Source organism: Curtobacterium sp. MCBA15_007 (genome assembly GCF_001864905.1).
Lineage (GTDB): Bacteria > Actinomycetota > Actinomycetes > Actinomycetales > Microbacteriaceae > Curtobacterium > Curtobacterium poinsettiae.
Map to the genome: position 1 here is coordinate 982 of NZ_MJGM01000009.1, position 15,611 is coordinate 16,592.

At 70.9% G+C, this 15,611-nt stretch carries 15 protein-coding genes; 13 read left to right on the top strand and 2 right to left on the bottom strand.

Translation table 11 applies throughout. The annotated features are described in order from the left end of the window. A partial coding sequence (locus tag BIU95_RS05775; protein WP_071250886.1) for a tyrosine recombinase XerC occupies window positions 1-834 on the top strand: 834 nt, incomplete at its 5' end. A 39-nt stretch (window positions 835-873) separates the two neighbouring features. Here the strand turns inward: BIU95_RS05775 and BIU95_RS05780 are convergent. Continuing rightward, the gene (locus BIU95_RS05780) at window positions 874-1,476 is read right to left on the bottom strand and encodes a M23 family metallopeptidase (RefSeq protein ID WP_083389265.1); all 603 of its coding nucleotides are present in this window, start codon (window positions 1,474-1,476) and stop codon (window positions 874-876) included. 374 nt (window positions 1,477-1,850) lie between these two features. On the opposite strand from BIU95_RS05780, the gene BIU95_RS05785 reads away from it, so the two are divergent. The 10 genes from BIU95_RS05785 (at window position 1,851) to BIU95_RS05830 (ending at window position 10,587) form a co-directional block, all read left to right on the top strand. Next, window positions 1,851-3,236 carry a sugar porter family MFS transporter gene (locus BIU95_RS05785; protein ID WP_231564093.1) on the top strand — a complete coding sequence of 462 codons (1,386 nt, stop codon included), beginning with the start codon at window positions 1,851-1,853 and terminating at the stop codon, window positions 3,234-3,236. A 321-nt stretch (window positions 3,237-3,557) separates the two neighbouring features. Beyond that, on the top strand, window positions 3,558-4,484 hold the full coding sequence (rpsB, locus tag BIU95_RS05790) for a 30S ribosomal protein S2 (RefSeq protein WP_071250892.1): 927 nt from the start codon (window positions 3,558-3,560) through the stop codon (window positions 4,482-4,484). A gap of 87 nt (window positions 4,485-4,571) precedes the next feature. Continuing rightward, window positions 4,572-5,399, top strand: a complete 828-nt coding sequence (gene tsf / locus BIU95_RS05795; RefSeq protein WP_042539657.1) for a translation elongation factor Ts — start codon at window positions 4,572-4,574, stop codon at window positions 5,397-5,399. A gap of 127 nt (window positions 5,400-5,526) precedes the next feature. Continuing rightward, complete coding sequence (gene pyrH, locus BIU95_RS05800; protein ID WP_017888241.1) at window positions 5,527-6,246, top strand: UMP kinase; 720 nt, start codon at window positions 5,527-5,529, stop codon at window positions 6,244-6,246. A gap of 47 nt (window positions 6,247-6,293) precedes the next feature. Next, the gene (gene frr / locus BIU95_RS05805) at window positions 6,294-6,848 is read left to right on the top strand and encodes a ribosome recycling factor (RefSeq protein WP_017888240.1); all 555 of its coding nucleotides are present in this window, start codon (window positions 6,294-6,296) and stop codon (window positions 6,846-6,848) included. A 65-nt stretch (window positions 6,849-6,913) separates the two neighbouring features. Beyond that, window positions 6,914-7,858 carry a phosphatidate cytidylyltransferase gene (locus BIU95_RS05810; RefSeq protein WP_042539655.1) on the top strand — a complete coding sequence of 315 codons (945 nt, stop codon included), beginning with the start codon at window positions 6,914-6,916 and terminating at the stop codon, window positions 7,856-7,858. Between the two features lie 78 nt (window positions 7,859-7,936). Next, on the top strand, window positions 7,937-8,485 hold the full coding sequence (locus BIU95_RS05815; protein WP_071250894.1) for a DivIVA domain-containing protein: 549 nt from the start codon (window positions 7,937-7,939) through the stop codon (window positions 8,483-8,485). 147 nt (window positions 8,486-8,632) lie between these two features. Then, complete coding sequence (locus tag BIU95_RS19045; RefSeq protein ID WP_254783278.1) at window positions 8,633-9,526, top strand: lytic transglycosylase domain-containing protein; 894 nt, start codon at window positions 8,633-8,635, stop codon at window positions 9,524-9,526. Window positions 9,527-9,538: 12 nt separating this feature from the next. Beyond that, window positions 9,539-9,841, top strand: coding sequence for a hypothetical protein (locus BIU95_RS05825; RefSeq protein WP_031260297.1), 303 nt, complete (start codon window positions 9,539-9,541; stop codon window positions 9,839-9,841). After that, window positions 9,838-10,587, top strand: a complete 750-nt coding sequence (locus BIU95_RS05830) for an alpha/beta hydrolase (RefSeq protein ID WP_042539651.1) — start codon at window positions 9,838-9,840, stop codon at window positions 10,585-10,587. Before BIU95_RS05825 ends, BIU95_RS05830 begins: the two co-directional genes overlap by 4 nt. A gap of 88 nt (window positions 10,588-10,675) precedes the next feature. Here BIU95_RS05830 and BIU95_RS05835 read toward each other — a convergent pair whose 3' ends face one another. Then, window positions 10,676-12,517, bottom strand: a complete 1,842-nt coding sequence (locus tag BIU95_RS05835) for a hypothetical protein (protein ID WP_071250896.1) — start codon at window positions 12,515-12,517, stop codon at window positions 10,676-10,678. 184 nt (window positions 12,518-12,701) lie between these two features. Between BIU95_RS05835 and BIU95_RS05840 the strand changes: the two genes are divergently transcribed. Further along, a complete protein-coding gene (locus BIU95_RS05840) occupies window positions 12,702-14,444 on the top strand; it encodes a hypothetical protein (RefSeq protein ID WP_071250986.1) in 1,743 nt (580 codons plus the stop codon). After that, window positions 14,441-15,451 (top strand): tetratricopeptide repeat protein, encoded by a 1,011-nt coding sequence (locus BIU95_RS05845; protein ID WP_071250898.1) that lies wholly within the window; start codon window positions 14,441-14,443, stop codon window positions 15,449-15,451. Before BIU95_RS05840 ends, BIU95_RS05845 begins: the two co-directional genes overlap by 4 nt. Window positions 15,452-15,611 lie beyond the last annotated feature (160 nt).

A 15,611-nucleotide genomic window follows, 5' to 3' on the forward strand; every position in this document is an offset into this window, starting at 1 on the left:
TACGCCAACGACCTCGAGCAGCTCGTCACCTTCGCGGGCGGCCGCAGCGTCGACCGCGTCGCCGACGTCGAGCTGGAGCTCCTGCGTGACTGGCTCTGGGACGCCGACCAGCGGGGGCTGGCCCGGTCGACCATCGCCCGACGGTCCTCGTCCGTGCGGGCGTTCACCCGGTGGGCGAGCGAGACCGGGGTGACCCCGACGGATGCCGGGGTCCGGCTCCGTGCGCCGAAGGGTGGAGCGCACCTGCCCCGAGTGGTGTCCGCCGACCAGGTGCGCACCCTGCTCGACGGGCTCGGCGCCCGGGCCGCGACGGACGACCCGACGGCGCTGCGGGACCTGGCCCTCGTCGAGCTCCTGTACGCGGCGGCGATCCGGGTCAGCGAACTCGTCGGGATCGACGTGACCGACCTGGACCGCGGACGCCTGACCGTGCGGGTCCTCGGCAAGGGCGGCAAGGAACGCGTGGTGCCGTTCGGCGTTCCGGCGCGCGATGCGCTCGAGGCATGGCTGGAGCGCGGACGGCCCGCCCTCGCCGCTCGGAGCGTCGGCCCGGCGAGCACGGCGCTGTTCCTCGGCGACCGTGGCGCCCGACTCGGCGTCCGGAGTGCGTACCGCGTGGTGGCGCGGTTGCTCAGTGATCTGCCGGGCGAGGGCCCGAGCGGCCCGCACACCTTCCGCCACACCGCGGCGACGCACCTGCTCGACGGGGGAGCGGACCTGCGCGCGGTGCAGGAACTCCTCGGGCACGCGAGCCTGGGGACGACGCAGATCTACACCCACGTGTCGTCGGCGCGGCTGCGCGAGGTCTACCGGACGGCGCACCCGCGCGCCTGACGCTGCGCCGACGTCCCTGACGCTCGGTCGCCGGTGGGCTCAGCCGGGCCACGCCGACTCGGGCAGCAGCACCGGCCACTCGGCAGGCGGCAGGTACGGCATCGGGTCGACGTAGCGACCGTCGACCCGCGCACCCAGGTGGAGGCACGGTGCCGTCGCCGGACAGTGCCCGACCGAGACGCGCCCGACTGCATCGCCCTGCACGACCTCGTCACCGGCGGCGACCAGGGGCGTCACCGAGTCGAGCGTGCTGACCAGCCCGCTGCCGTGGTCGATCGTCACGACGGTGCGGCCGCCGACCGCGCCGGCGAACGCCACGGTGCCGTCCGCCACCGCTGACGCGGTCGTCCCCAGGGCCGCGGGGACGTCGATGCCGCGGTGGCCGGCGGCATAGTCGGAGGACGGCGCCTCCCACGCACGTTCGACCACCCGTGACCCGGTCGGCCAGACCCAGCGGGCCTCGGCTCCGTCGGCGTCGGCCGCAGGAGTCACCGACGGCCCGGCTCCCGACGACGGCGCAGCACCGAACGCCGCCGCCCCGAACGCCGCCGTCCCGAACACCCCCGCACCGAACGCCGCCGTCCCGCACAGCACCGCCGCGCACACCACGGACAGCAGGACGGGACGGGAGCTCGATCGCATGTCCCCAGCCTCGGCCGTGGAACCGGCCCCGTGGCGGACACGGGGCGATCCGTGGAGGGGGAGTCGCGCCTCCAGGCCTGGGGAGGAACGACGCGACGGCCGATGCGACGGAGTCGACGTCGTCCGACAGCGACACCGTCGATCCGCGTCGGCACGCCGACCAGTCGTCCCGATCTCGCACCCGGTTATGACCACATCCCGGGCGAGGAGTACAGTCGGGGCCGCTCCGGAACACGCAACGCCGCTCGGACGGCGAACCAGCCGACCGCCGGGGCACCGTGCTGCACACCGGCACGGCGGCAGAACCCAGGAGCATCGTGTCCACCACGACCACCGGGCACGGCGAAGACCGTGCGTTCAAGGGGAAGGTCACCCTGTTCGCCATCGCGGCGGCGGTCGGTGGCTTCCTGTTCGGCTTCGACTCGTCCGTCATCAACGGCGCCGTCGACGCGATCAAGGGTGAGTTCAACCTCTCCGACGCGGCCAGCGGCTTCGCGGTCGCCTCGGCCCTGATCGGCTGCGCGTTCGGCGCCTACTTCGCCGGCCGTCTCGCCGACCGCTACGGCCGCACCCGGATCATGTTCTGGGCCGCCGTGCTGTTCTTCGTCTCGTCGATCGGATCGGCGTTCGCGTTCGCCACGTGGGACCTCGTGGTCTGGCGTCTCGTCGGCGGTCTCGGCATCGGTACCGCCTCGGTCATCGCACCGGCGTACATCTCCGAGGTCTCCCCGAAGGCGATCCGCGGGCGGCTGGCCTCGTTCCAGCAGCTCGCGATCACGCTCGGTATCTTCGCCGCGCTCCTGTCCGACCAGCTCTTCGCCGTGACCGCGGGCAGCGCGTCGGCCGAGGTCTGGGGCCTGGCTGCCTGGCGCTGGATGTTCCTGGTCGGGGTGATCCCCTCGGTCGTCTACGGCGTCCTGGCGATCACGCTGCCGGAGTCCCCGCGGTACCTGCTCACCAAGGGGCGGGACGACGACGCGCGCGTGGTGATGGGCAAGATCGTGCCGCGCGACACCGTGAACACGAGCCTGGAGGAGATCCAGGACGGCATCAAGAAGGAAGCCAGCGAGAAGAAGGGCTCCATCCGGGGCAACCGCTTCGGGCTCCAGCCGATCGTCTGGGTGGGCATCATCCTGGCGGTGCTGCAGCAGTTCGTCGGCATCAACGTGATCTTCTACTACTCGACGACGCTCTGGCAGGCGGTCGGCTTCAAGGAGGAGGACTCGTTCCTCATCTCCACGATCACCTCGGTGGTCAACGTCGCCGTGACCTTCATCGCGATCTTCCTGGTCGACAAGGTCGGCCGCAAGCCGCTGCTGGTCGCGGGTTCCGCGGGCATGTTCGTCTCGCTCACCATGGTCGCCATCGCGTTCTCGCAGGCGACGATCGTCGACGGCAGCCCGAGCCTCCCCGGCTCGTGGGGCGTCATCGCGCTGATCTTCGCGAACCTCTTCGTGGTGTCCTTCGGCGCTACTTGGGGTCCGCTGATGTGGGTCCTGCTCGGTGAGATGTTCCCGAACCGCATCCGTGCCACGGCGCTGGGGATCGGTTCCGCCGCCAACTGGATCGCGAACTTCATCGTGACGATCTCGTTCCCGGTGCTCTCGGGCTTCAACCTCACGGTCACCTACGGCATCTACGCACTGTTCGCGCTGCTGTCGCTCTTCTTCGTCATCGCGAAGATCCCGGAGACGAAGGGCCGCTCGCTCGAGGAGATGGGCATCTCCGCCGACGGCGACACGGTGGACGCCAAGGCCTGATCAGGACGGCCGGATCCGCGGGGATCCGCCGGATCGACCGGACAGGAGGCCCGGATCACGTCAGCCGCGAGGCGCGCGTGATCCGGGCCTCCCTTCTGTTAGCATCTATCCAGCAGCGTGCTGATGCGCGCTGACTTCGCGTGTCCACCAGGCCCTCATCGGCTCGGTACCCGACCACCGGTCCCGCTCTCACGAGCGGGCGGTCGCGTGCCAGGACACCAGGGATCACGACCGACGGTCGCGATCGACACAACCGCAACAGGTCCGCAGCGACGTGCGAGAGCACGGCTGCGCGCCGAGAACACAGAAGGAGGACGGCACATGGCCGTCGTCACCATCCGCCAGCTGCTCGACAGCGGCGTCCACTTCGGACACCAGACCCGTCGGTGGAACCCGAAGGTGAAGCGCTTCATCCTCGCCGAGCGCTCGGGCATCCACATCATCGACCTGCAGCAGTCGCTGGCCTTCATCGACCGCGCGTACGACTTCGTCAAGGAGACGGTCGCGCACGGTGGAACGATCCTCTTCGTGGGCACCAAGAAGCAGGCCCAGGGCTCCATCGCCGAGCAGGCGACCCGCGTCGGCCAGCCGTACGTCAACCAGCGTTGGCTCGGCGGCCTGCTCACGAACTTCCAGACGGTCTCCAAGCGCCTCGCGCGCATGAAGGAGCTCGAGGAGATCGACTTCGACGACACGACGAAGGGCTTCACCAAGAAGGAGCTCCTCATCAAGAAGCGCGAGCTGGACAAGCTCCACAAGACCCTCGGTGGTATCCGCAACCTCACGCGGACCCCGAGCGCGCTCTGGATCGTCGACACCAAGAAGGAGCACCTCGCCGTCGACGAGGCGCAGAAGCTCGGTATCCCGATCATCGGCATCCTCGACACCAACTGCGACCCCGACGAGATCACGTACCCGATCCCGGGCAACGACGACGCGATCCGCTCCGTCGGTCTCCTGACCCGCATCGTCGCCGACGCCGCGGCCGAGGGCCTGAAGACCCGCCACAACGGTGGCGACGAGGACGAGGCCAGCGAGCCCCTCGCCGAGTGGGAGCAGGAGCTCCTCGGTGGCGAGACGGCATCCCCGTCCGCCGACGCCGCCCCCGAGGGTGCGACCGTCGAGGAGAACAACGCTGACGCGCAGGTCGCCGCGAAGGAGATCGGCGAGCCGATCGCCGACGAGGCGAAGAACGCGGAGCCGACGGCCGAGGCCGAGGCAGCCGCGGAGACCACCCCCGCCGAGTGAGCCGCCGGGGCGTCGGACCCACCGGGTCCGGCGCCCCGACTGCACTCCACTCTCCACACACGTACAGTCCAGAAAGGACTCCAGTCAATGGCAAACTTCACCGCTGCTGACGTGAAGAAGCTCCGCGAGGACCTCGGCGCCGGCATGATGGACGCGAAGAACGCGCTCGTCGAGGCCGACGGCGACTACGACAAGGCCGTCGAGCTGCTCCGCATCAAGGGTGCCAAGGCCGTCGCCAAGCGCGACGACCGAGCCACCTCCGAAGGCGTCGTCGTCGCGACCTCCGAGAACGGCGCCGCCACGGTCGTCGAGCTCGCGAGCGAGACCGACTTCGTCGCCAAGAACGAGAAGTTCACGACCCTCGCCGACAAGGTGCTGGGTGCGGTCGCCGCTGCCGGTGCCGCCGACGTCGCCGCCGCGAACGCTGCACCGCTGGACGGCAAGACCGTCCTCGAGGTCGTCAACGAGTCGGCAGCCGCGCTGGGCGAGAAGCTCGAGGTCCGCACGGTCCGCCGTGTCGAGGGCTCGGCCTTCGAGATCTACCTGCACAAGACCAGCCAGGACCTGCCGCCGCAGATCGCCGTCGTCATCGCGTACGAGGGTGACAACGCCGCCGAGGCGCGTTCGATCGCCCAGCACGTCGCGTTCGCGAACCCGACGTACCTGACCCGCGACGAGGTCCCGGCCGAGGCCATCGAGAAGGAGCGTGCGACCGTCGAGGCGATCACGCGCGAAGAGGGCAAGCCCGAGGCTGCCCTCCCGAAGATCGTCGAGGGTCGGGTGAACGCCTACATCAAGCAGGTGTCGCTCCTCGACCAGGACTACGCGAAGGACAACAAGATGTCCGTCGCGAAGGCCGCCGAGAACGCCGGCATCACGATCCAGGGCTTCGCCCGCGTCAAGGTCGGCGCGTAACGAACCCGTGACGGGGTCAGGAACCAACGAGGTTCCTGGCCCCGTTTTTCGCGCGCACCGACACGACACGCGCGCGACACATCCGCGAGTACATTTCCACGAGACCACGACGAAGGGTGCGGACCAGATGACCGACGAGAAGACCGGACGACGCCGCGTTCTGCTGAAGCTGTCGGGAGAGGCGTTCGGCGCCGGCTCCCTCGGGGTGAACCCCGACGTGATCGGCACCATCGCCAAGGAGATCGCCGTCGCCGCGCGCGAGGTCGAGATCGCGATCGTCGTCGGCGGAGGCAACTTCTTCCGTGGCGCCGAGCTCTCGCAGCGCGGCATGGACCGCGGACGCGCCGACTACATGGGCATGCTCGGCACGGTGATGAACGCGCTCGCGCTGCAGGACTTCCTCGAGCAGGCCGGCGCCGCGACGCGCGTGCAGTCCGCCATCGCGATGACCCAGGTCGCCGAGCCGTACATCCCGCGGCGGGCCGAGCGGCACCTCGAGAAGGGCCGGGTCGTCATCTTCGGTGCCGGCGCCGGTCTGCCGTACTTCTCCACCGACACGGTGGCGGCGCAGCGTGCGCTCGAGATCAAGGCCGACGAGGTCCTCGTCGCCAAGAACGGCGTCGACGGCGTGTACACCGCCGACCCGAAGAAGGACGCCTCGGCCGAGAAGCTGCACCACGTGACCTACCAGGACGCACTGCTCAAGGGCCTCAAGGTCGTCGACGCCACCGCGTTCTCGCTCTGCATGGACAACGGCATGCCGATGCACGTCTTCGGCATGGAGGGCGACGGCAACGTCCAGGCCGCCATCCGTGGCGAGCGCATCGGCACCGTCGTCAGCAACTGACCCCCGGCGCTGACTAGACTCGACGCCAGTACCGAAGGAGTAACACCGTGATCAGTGATGTCCTGACCGAAGCCACCGAGAAGATGGCGAAGGCTGTCGAGGTCGCCAAGGACGACTTCTCGACCGTCCGCACCGGCCGCATCAACGCGGCGCTCTTCCAGAAGATCCCGGTCGAGTACTACGGCACCCCGACGCCGCTCGCGCAGCTCGCGTCGCTGCAGACGCCCGAGGCCCGAACGCTCATCGTCACGCCGTACGACAAGTCGGCGCTCAAGGAGATCGAGCGCGCCATCGCGACGTTCCCGAACCTCGGTGCCAGCCCGACGAACGACGGCGACATCGTCCGCGTGACGATCCCCGAGCTCACCAAGGACCGCCGCAAGGAGTTCGTCAAGCTCGTGCGGACGAAGGGCGAGGACCACAAGGTCGTCATCCGCAACATCCGCCGCAAGGCCAAGGACGACCTCGACGCGCTCAAGGGTGAGATCTCCGACGACGAGATCTCGCGTGGCGACAAGGACCTCGAGGGCCTGACGAAGAAGCACGTCGACCAGATCGACGACGCGCTGAAGAAGAAGGAAGCCGAACTCCTCGAGGTCTGATGCGTCGCTCCGACCAGGGCGATGTCCGCCCCACAGCAGAGCACGGGCCCGCGACGAGCGGGCCTGTGAAGAAGGGGCTCCGCCAGGACTTCGATGCGCGCGCACGTGCGGCGCGCACCGACTTCGAGGCGCAGCTCCGCCAGCGCAAGGCCGACTTCGGTGCGCGGAACGAAGCTCTGACGGCGCGGACCGGGCGCAACCTGCCGGCGGCGATCGGCATCGCGCTCGCGTTCGCGGTCGTCATGCTCGGCACGCTGCTCCTGTTCACGCCGTCCTTCATGGTGGTCGCGGCGTTCCTGCTGGGCGTCGGCGTCTACGAGCTGACGAGCGCGATGCGCTTCGCCGGCCGCGACGTCCCGCGGATCCCGAGCGTCGCCGTCGCGATCGCGGTGGTGCCGGCGGCGTTCCTGTACGGGCAGGCCCCGGCGCTGTTCACGCTGCTCGGCGGCATCGTCCTGATCAGCGTCTGGCGCCTGGTCGAGGTCGCCCTCGCCCGGCAGAAGCCCCCGGCCGGCAACGTCGTCCGTGACCTGACGAACGGGCTGTTCGTCCAGGCGTACATCTCGTTGCTCGGTGCCTGCGTCGTGCTGCTCTCCGCCCAGCGGGACGGCAACCTCTGGGTGATCGGCTTCATCCTCGTGGTCGTCGCGGTCGACACCGGTGCGTACGCGACCGGCCTGAACCTCGGCAAGCACCCGATGGCACCCCGCATCAGCCCCAAGAAGACGTGGGAGGGTTTCGCCGGGTCCGTGGCGGCGAGCATCGTCGTCGGCATCCTGGTGGCCGTGTTCATGCTCGGGCTGCCCTGGTGGACCGGTGTCGTGCTGGGTGTGCTTATCTCCGGGTCGGCCACGCTCGGCGACCTGACCGAGTCGATGATCAAGCGTGACCTCGGCATCAAGGACATCTCGTCGTTCCTGCCCGGGCACGGTGGACTGCTCGACCGCATCGACAGCATCCTGCCGTCGGCCGCGGTCGCCTACGTGCTGTACCTGGTCGTCAACCACTGACCCGCCCCCGGGCCGGGCTGTACGTGGCACTCAGCGCGTCCAGGTTGTGCCACCGGTCGGGACTGGCAGAATGACGCCGTGGCCACCACCTTCCCGACCGCAGCCCGTTCCGCCCTCGGTTACGACGTCGACGAAGTCGAGCGTTTCCTCGAGGACGCCCGGCGCGCGTACTCCGCCGACGACAGCGCCCCCGGCATCGAGGCTGCGAAGATCCGTGCCACGGCGTTCTCGATGCGCAAGGGCGGCTACTCCACCTCGCACGTCGACGCCGCCCTCGAGCGGCTGGAGGACGCCTTCGCGGCGCGCGAGCGTGAGCGGGAGATGAGCGAGGTCGGCAAGAAGGCCTGGTACGCCGAGGCGCGGACGAAGGCGTCGGACGTCGTGGCACGCCTCGGGCGGCCCGACGGCCAGCGGTTCAGCCGCGTGAGCGTCCTCGGCACCGGCTACCACCCGAAGGACGTCGATGCCTTCGCCGCCCGACTCGCCGGGTACTTCCGCGAAGGCAAGCCGCTCAGTCTCACCGAGGTGCGCTCGATCGTGTTCCGCCCGAAGCACGGCGGGTACCGCGAGGCGCAGGTCGACGCGGTGCTCGACGCCGTCGTCGAAGTGATGCTCGCTGTCCGATGACGACGCGCTGTCCCCAGGTGCTTCGCTTTCCGTGATCGTTCCGTTACCCTGGTCCTACTCATGGGCAGGCACACGGCAGATTCAAGCTCCGACCGCGATACCCGCGAGCACCTCAGCCTCCAGGCTTCCGGTGAGCGCCGCGCGGCAATGCAGCGAACCCGCACGACGGAGACGTCGGCGTTCGGGGTGACCCCGCAGGCAGCGGCGACGGGGCCGGTGGCCACGCCGAAGTCGGTCGCGGCGAACCGCGTCTCGGACGAGCGTGTGGCGTCCTTCGCCCACGACGCGTTCGTCGCCGAGCAGCGTTCCCCGAAGCAGCGCACCGCGACGGTCCAGCGCCGTACGACGCCGAAGCTGGCCGAGCCAGCCCGTGTCGCGTCGGTCAACGCCGTGGCCCGCAAGCGCGCGACGGCCCCGATGCTGTCGTTCGTCGGCGTGTTCCTGTTCGTCGGCGGGTCGCTGTTCAACCCGCTGCAGGCCGACGTGGCACAGGCCGCCGTCGACACCCCGGTGCTCGTGAAGGCCCCGGCACCCCAGCAGTACACCGCACACGGCACCTACGGCGAGGCCGCTGCCGACCGCGACGGCTACGGCGTGACGGTGCCGGCCCCGAAGGTCGTGAAGCCCGTCGTCGAAGACGACGACGCCGATGCCACCGACGACGCCGCGGATGCCGCAGCCCCCGATTCCGAGCCGGTCTCGGCCGCCAACACGCTCGCGGCCACCGCCGCGACCCCCGACCCCGGCAGCGCGCAGGCGATCGCCCTGCAGCAGGTCACGGCCCGCGGCTGGGGCACTGACCAGTACAACTGCCTGGTCTCGCTCTGGAACAAGGAGTCCGGCTGGCGGGTGAACGCCTACAACCCGAGCGGTGCGTACGGCATCCCGCAGGCCCTGCCCGGCAGCAAGATGGCCACGGCCGGCGCCGACTGGCAGACGAACCCGGCGACGCAGATCACCTGGGGTCTCAACTACATCGCCGGCGTGTACGGCACCCCCTGTGGTGCGTGGGGTCACAGCCAGGCCAACAACTGGTACTGATCGGCTGCTCGGGTGCCGCGCAGCAATCGGCCGCGGCGTCCCCGTGGTCGCGACGTCGAGCCTGACGAGGAGTCCACCCTCGATCGGCTGATGAGTTCGTGGAAGCGCACCGAGGTCCGCCACGGTCGCGAGTACCAGGTGCAGCCGATCTCCGCCGCGTCGGCGCAGAAGGAGTACATCTGCCCGGGCTGCGGTGGCACCGTGTCGCCCGGCACCGCCCACGTGGTGGTCTGGCGCGCGGACGGCGTCCTGGGTGACGCCGCCGACCTGGCGTCCCGTCGGCACTGGCACAACCACTGCTGGAGCATCGCATGACCGAGCACGACGTGACGCACGACACCGAGATCCGCTCCGCGACCGAGCTGCCCGCCCGACGCACCGAGGTCGAGCTGGTCACGGACGACCACCTGACGCTCGTCGGGGAACTGGCCGAGCCCGCCGACGCGCCTGCCCGCGGCACCATCGTCACGCTCCACCCCCTGCCGACCGCACACGGCTTCATGGACTCCCACGTGCTCAAGAAGGCCGCTGCCCGGTTGCCGGCCCTGGCCGACATCGCGGTGCTGCGGTTCAACTTCCGATCCGTCACGTCGCCGCGCGGCACGTCCGAGGGGGGCTTCGGCGACGGCGTCTCCGAGGGCTTCGACCTGCGTGCCGCTGTCGCCGAGGTCGTCGACCGCGGGCTGCCGACGCCGTGGCTGGTGGGGTGGTCGTTCGGCACCGAGGTAATCCTCAAGCACGCACTCGAACACGTCGAGGCCGGCACCGTCGCCGGGGTCGTCCTGCTGTCACCGCCGCTGCACCGCACGTCGGACGCCGAGCTCGCCCGCTGGGCCGCCGTCGACGTCCCGGTCGTGGCGCTCGTGCCGGAGCACGACGACTTCCTGCAGCCCGAAGCTGCGGCCGCGCGGTTCGCGCTCGCTCCCAATGTCCGGGTGGTGCCCGTCGCGGGCGCGAAGCACCTGTGGGTGGGGGAGCGGTACGTGCGGATCGTGCTCGACGCGATCGCCGACCTCGTCGTCCCGGGCAGCGCACCGCTGCCGACCCACTGGCCGGTCTGAGCAACGCCCACGGCACGCCGTGCGCCCCGCCACCTGCTGCGGGTGGGGCGGCCTGGAGGCGCGTGTCGGGCCTCCGGGCCGGTGACCGTCAGCGCTCGGTCGCGTCCACGTCGTCGCGCTCGTCCGCAGCGGACGCTGCGGCGGGCGCCGTGCCGAGCAGGCCGGTCGCGTTCGTGAGGACCCCGCGGAGGTTCTCGAGGTAGCCCGCGACGGCCTCGCGCTCGGTGCGGATCGCCGCCAGGCGGTCCTCGGCCTCGGCGATGACACCGGCGGTGCGCTCCTCGGCGTCGGCGACCATCCGGTGCACCCGGTCTTGAGCGTCGGCGACGATGGTGCGTGCGTGCTCCTGCGCCTCGGCCGTGCTGGTGCGCTCGAGGTCGTCGGCTTCCTGCTGCAGACGCTCGGCTCGCTCACGGGCCTCGGTGGCGCGGCGCGTGGCCTCGGCGAGCTGCAGGTTCGCCTCGTCCAGGTACTTCTGCGTCTCGGTCACGGTCTCGTGGTGCTTCTGCAGGTAGTCCTGCTCGGCGTCGTCGCGGCGGGCCGCGAGTTCCGACTCGAGGGTCGTGCGGGCTTCGTCGCGTGCTCGGGCGATCTCGGCACGGACCTCGTCGCGTTCCTTCACGAGGGCGGCGCGGGCGGTGTCGATCTCCTGCTGCAGGGCGGTGCGCTCGGCTTCGAGCACCCCGAGCTCGGCGGTGCGGCGGTCGGCGATCTCGGCGTCGACCTCGGCGTGCTCGCGTTCGCGGCGGGCGGCGATGGCGTTCTCGTGCTCGCGGACGGCACGCTCGGCTGCTGCGTCGGCTTCGGCCCGCTCCTGCGCGATCCGGGCGTCGTGCTGCTCGAGTTCGCGGGCGATCCGGTCGGCGGTCTCCTGCACCAGGCGCGCGTTCTCGACGCGGGTCTGTTCCTCGTCGACGCGCAGCTGGGCGCGGGCTGCTTCGATCTCCTGTTCGAGGTCGGTGCGGGCCACGGCGAGTTCGCGCTCCCACTCGGCGCGGACGGCCGCGAGCTCCTCGTCCAGTTCGCGGCGGCGGTCACCGATCTCGCTGTCGAGCTCGGCCCGCCGACGCGCGACCTCGGACTCGAGTTCGGCGCGACCGGTCTCGAGGGCCAGCGCGTGTGCCTGCTGCTCCTCGTCCCGTTCGCGGTGCCAGGCGGCGCGGCCCTCGGTGACCTCGCGCTCGAGGGCCTCGCGCCGGGTCGTCTCCTCACGGTCGAGGTCCTCGGTGCGGCGGGTGTGGTCGGCTTCGAAGACCGAACGGCGGTGCTCGGTCTCACGGTCGAGCTCGGCTGCGGCGGTGCGGGCGTCGGCGGACTCGCGCTGGGCGATCTCGCGCAGTTCCGCGACCTCGTGCTCGACCTGGGCGCGCAGTGCGTTCGTCTCGCGGATGGCGACGGAGCGGACCTCGGCGGCCTCGGTCACCGCGGCACCGCGGATGGCGGCTGCCTCGTTGCGGGCGTCCTGCGTGAGCAGACCGGCCTCAGCGCGGGAGCGCTCGACGGTGTCGGCGGCTTCGGCGCGGGCGCGCGTCAGCTCGTTGGTGGCGCGGGTGCGGGCGTCCTCGAGGGTGTCGCCCGCTTCTTCCTGCGCTTCGCGGACGGTGCGCTCAGCTTCGGCGCGGCTCGAGGCTCGGAGCCGCTGGGCGTCGATGTCGGCTTGGCTGATGAGCCGGGTCGACTGTTCCTCGGCGACACGCAGCGTGGACTCGAGTCGGGTGCCCAGACCGCTGTACGTGGGGGTGCCGGCTTCGTCCAGCTCGCCCTGCAGCTCGGACACGCGGGCCTGCAGGAGACGGATCTCCTTCGCGGCGTCGGCGCGGTCGTTGTTCGACTTGATGAGCTCGCGGCGCAGGTCGTTCAGTGAACGCTCCACCTCGTCGCGGCGGTACCCGCGCAGCTCGGTCCCGAACTCGGCCTCGTCGTTCGCCACGTGTCGCTCCTGGGTGCTCGGCGGAGGGCCCGGATCGGCCCGCGGTCGATTGTAGTGGCGGCCGGAGCGGGTCGTCTGAGTCCGGCGACAGCGCGGATTGATGCACTGTCCAGCGATGCTCGCTATCCTGAGTCGCTGATTCGCGCGCCGACATCCCCACCCCGGCGCGGTAGGGAGAGTGTTCGTGCGATTCGTCCTGGCGATCGTCAGTTTCGTCATCGGCCTGCTGCTCGTGGTGCTGGCGGTGGGGCAGCGGACCGTGTTCGCGCCGCCGTCCTCGCTCGTGGCCGAGAGCTCGACGACCAGTTCCGCCCCGGTGACGGTGATCCCGGGGACGACGCTCAACGCCAACCCCGGCTACCAGCGCATCAACGTGTCCGGCTCCGGCAAGGTGTTCGCGGCGTACGGCAAGACCGCCGACGTCGACGCCTGGATCGGTGACGCCGAGCACACCACGCTCCGCTTCGACGCCGAGAAGGGCTCGCTGGTCGGGTCGACCTCGGGCAGCGAGACGAGCGTGCCGTCGCCGAAGGGCAGCGACCTCTGGTACCAGGAGTACGACGGTGCCGGACAGTTCACCGTCCGCCTGCCCCAGGACGTCTCGGTCCTGGTCGTGAGCGACGGCAAGGCCGCCGCACCGAGCGACGTGTCCGTCACCTGGCCGCAGGACACCGCGACGCCGGCGGTGGGTCCGCTGCTCGTGGCCGGCGGCGTGTTCGTCCTCGGAGGCCTCGTGCTGCTCGTCCTCGCCTTCCTGCACCAGCGCCGTGGCCGCGGTCCCCGCCGTCGCAGCGGTGGCAGCCGTCCGCCGCGGGTACGTGCCTCGCGCCGTGCCGCCGCCGCCGGGGCGCAGGTGCCTCGCCCCGGTCGTCGTGGGACCCGCGCGTTCGTCGGCATCCCGGTGCTGCTCGTCGGTGCCCTGACCCTGGCCGGCTGCTCGTCGGACTACTGGCCGCAGGGCGGCGATCCGTCGCTGGCCACGCCGACTCCGACGGCCACCGCCACGGGGGCGGCGGAGCCCACCGAGCCGACCGCCGCGACCAAGCAGCAGATCACCCGCATCGTGCAGCGCGCCGCGGCCGTCGCGAAGCAGGCCGACGGGGCGCGCGACCGCGACCTGGTCCGCACCCGGTTCTCCGGCGCGGCGCTCGACCTCCGGCTGGCCAACTACTCGATCCGCGGCAAGGACTCGGACGTCAAGGCGCCGCCGGCCATCTCCGCAGCGCAGGTGTGCGTCGCGCTGCCGCAGCAGACCGACACCTGGCCGCGGACGGTCTTCACGATCGTCGCCGAGGACTGTGACGCCAAGTCGGCGCCGCAGGCCCTGACCCTGGTGCAGGACAGCGCCCGTGATCCCTACAAGGTCGCGTACGACGTGTCGCTCGAGGCCGACGCGAAGATCCCGAGCCTCGCCCCGACGACCATCGGTGCGGCGCTGCTCGCGCCGGAGTCGAAGCTCCTGACCATCCAGCCGGACCAGGTCGCGACCGCCTACGGCGACATCCTGTCGAAGGACACCGCCAGCGAGTACGCCGACCTGTTCACCACCGAGGGTGACGCACTCCGCACGACCATCGGCAAGGCGTACAAGGACAAGAAGGCCAAGGCGCTGCCGGACACGGCGAAGATCGAGTACTCGTCCGAGGTCCCCGCCGACTCCGCCGTCGCCATCGCGACGGACGACGCCGGCGCCCTGGTCTCGGCTGACCTGGATGAGATCGAGACGGTGACCCCGACCGCGTCGGGCGCCGAGGTGAACACCGAGGGTGCCGTGAAGGCACTGTCCGGCGTCGACACGAGCAAGAAGGGCATCAGCGCCACCTACAGCGTCCAGCTGCTCTTCTACGTGCCGCCGGTCGCCTCGGATGACAAAGTGGTCCTGCTCGGGTTCACGCAGGGCCTGACCGCAGCAAGTGAGGTGCAATGAGCAACATCCCCCCGACCCCGTCCGGGCTCCGCGGAGCCGTGGACCTGTCGTCCCTCGTCGACCGCGCACAGCGGCCGCCCCAGCCGTCCGGCGCTCCGGCCCCGGCGGGTCCAGCAGGCGGTGCCGCGCCCGGTTCCGACGTCGGCACTGCGAGCGGCGCCGGCCCGACGGTCCCGTCGCTCGTCATCGACGTCACCGACGCGACGTTCCAGGACGTCCTGGAGCTGTCGAACGTCGTCCCGGTCATCGTGGACATCTGGGCCGAGTGGTGCGGGCCGTGCAAGCAGCTCTCACCGATCCTCGAGCAGCTCACCGCCGAGTACGACGGCCGCGTGGTGCTCGCCAAGGTGGACGCCGACACGAACCCGCAGCTCGTGCAGGCGTTCCAGGCGCAGTCGATCCCGACCGTCGCAGCCGTGATCGGCGGACGCCCGCTCGGGCTCTTCGTCGGCGCACTGCCCGAGGCGCAGGTCCGCGACGTCTACGAGCAGGTGCTCCAGGCCTCCGAGCAGAACGGGGTGTCCGGTCGCGTGTCCGTCGACGGCGCAGCGGCGGACGTCGACGCGGAGCAGGGCGAGCCGGAGCCGGAGCCGCTCCCGCCGCACCACCAGGCCGCGTACGACGCGATCGAGCAGGGCGACTACGCCACCGCGATCGAGGAGTACAAGACCGCCATCCTGCAGGACCCGCACGACCAGATGGCCGTCGCCGGGCTCGCGCAGGTGTCGCTGCTCGACCGGTTGAACGGTCGGACGGCCGACGAGATCCGCGCCGCTGCTGCCGCAGGCCCGCAGGACGTCCAGGCGCAGCTCGCCGTCGCCGACCTCGACATCTCGGGCGGACACGTCGACGACGCCTTCGGGCGCCTGCTCGACCTCGTCCCGACCGTGTTCGGCGATGACCGTGAAGCCCTGCGCGTGCGGCTCGTCGAGTACTTCGAGCTCATCGGTTCCGAGGACCCGCGCGTGGTCGCGGCTCGCCGCCGCCTGGCGAACGCGCTGTACTAGCCGCTGCCGGGTCCGTGCGGCGCAGCAGACGCCGTCGTCACGCCGAGACGCCGCCGGATCCGGCGGCGTCTCGGCGTTTCCGCGGCGTCTCGCGGACACGACGGCGTCTCGAGCAGGACCGCCCGGACCCGCAACGAGACAGACGGGAGGCCCGGTGCCA

What these genes read in the sequence shown, in the direction of transcription:
- BIU95_RS05780 (WP_083389265.1), bottom strand. Translation starts at nt 1,476, where the DNA reads ATGCGATCGAGCTCCCGTCCCGTCCTGCTGTCCGTGGTGTGCGCGGCG.
- rpsB (WP_071250892.1), top strand. Translation starts at nt 3,558, where the DNA reads ATGGCCGTCGTCACCATCCGCCAGCTGCTCGACAGCGGCGTCCACTTC.
- tsf (WP_042539657.1), top strand. Translation starts at nt 4,572, where the DNA reads ATGGCAAACTTCACCGCTGCTGACGTGAAGAAGCTCCGCGAGGACCTC.
- pyrH (WP_017888241.1), top strand. Translation starts at nt 5,527, where the DNA reads ATGACCGACGAGAAGACCGGACGACGCCGCGTTCTGCTGAAGCTGTCG.
- BIU95_RS19045 (WP_254783278.1), top strand. Translation starts at nt 8,633, where the DNA reads ATGCAGCGAACCCGCACGACGGAGACGTCGGCGTTCGGGGTGACCCCG.
- BIU95_RS05830 (WP_042539651.1), top strand. Translation starts at nt 9,838, where the DNA reads ATGACCGAGCACGACGTGACGCACGACACCGAGATCCGCTCCGCGACC.
- BIU95_RS05845 (WP_071250898.1), top strand. Translation starts at nt 14,441, where the DNA reads ATGAGCAACATCCCCCCGACCCCGTCCGGGCTCCGCGGAGCCGTGGAC.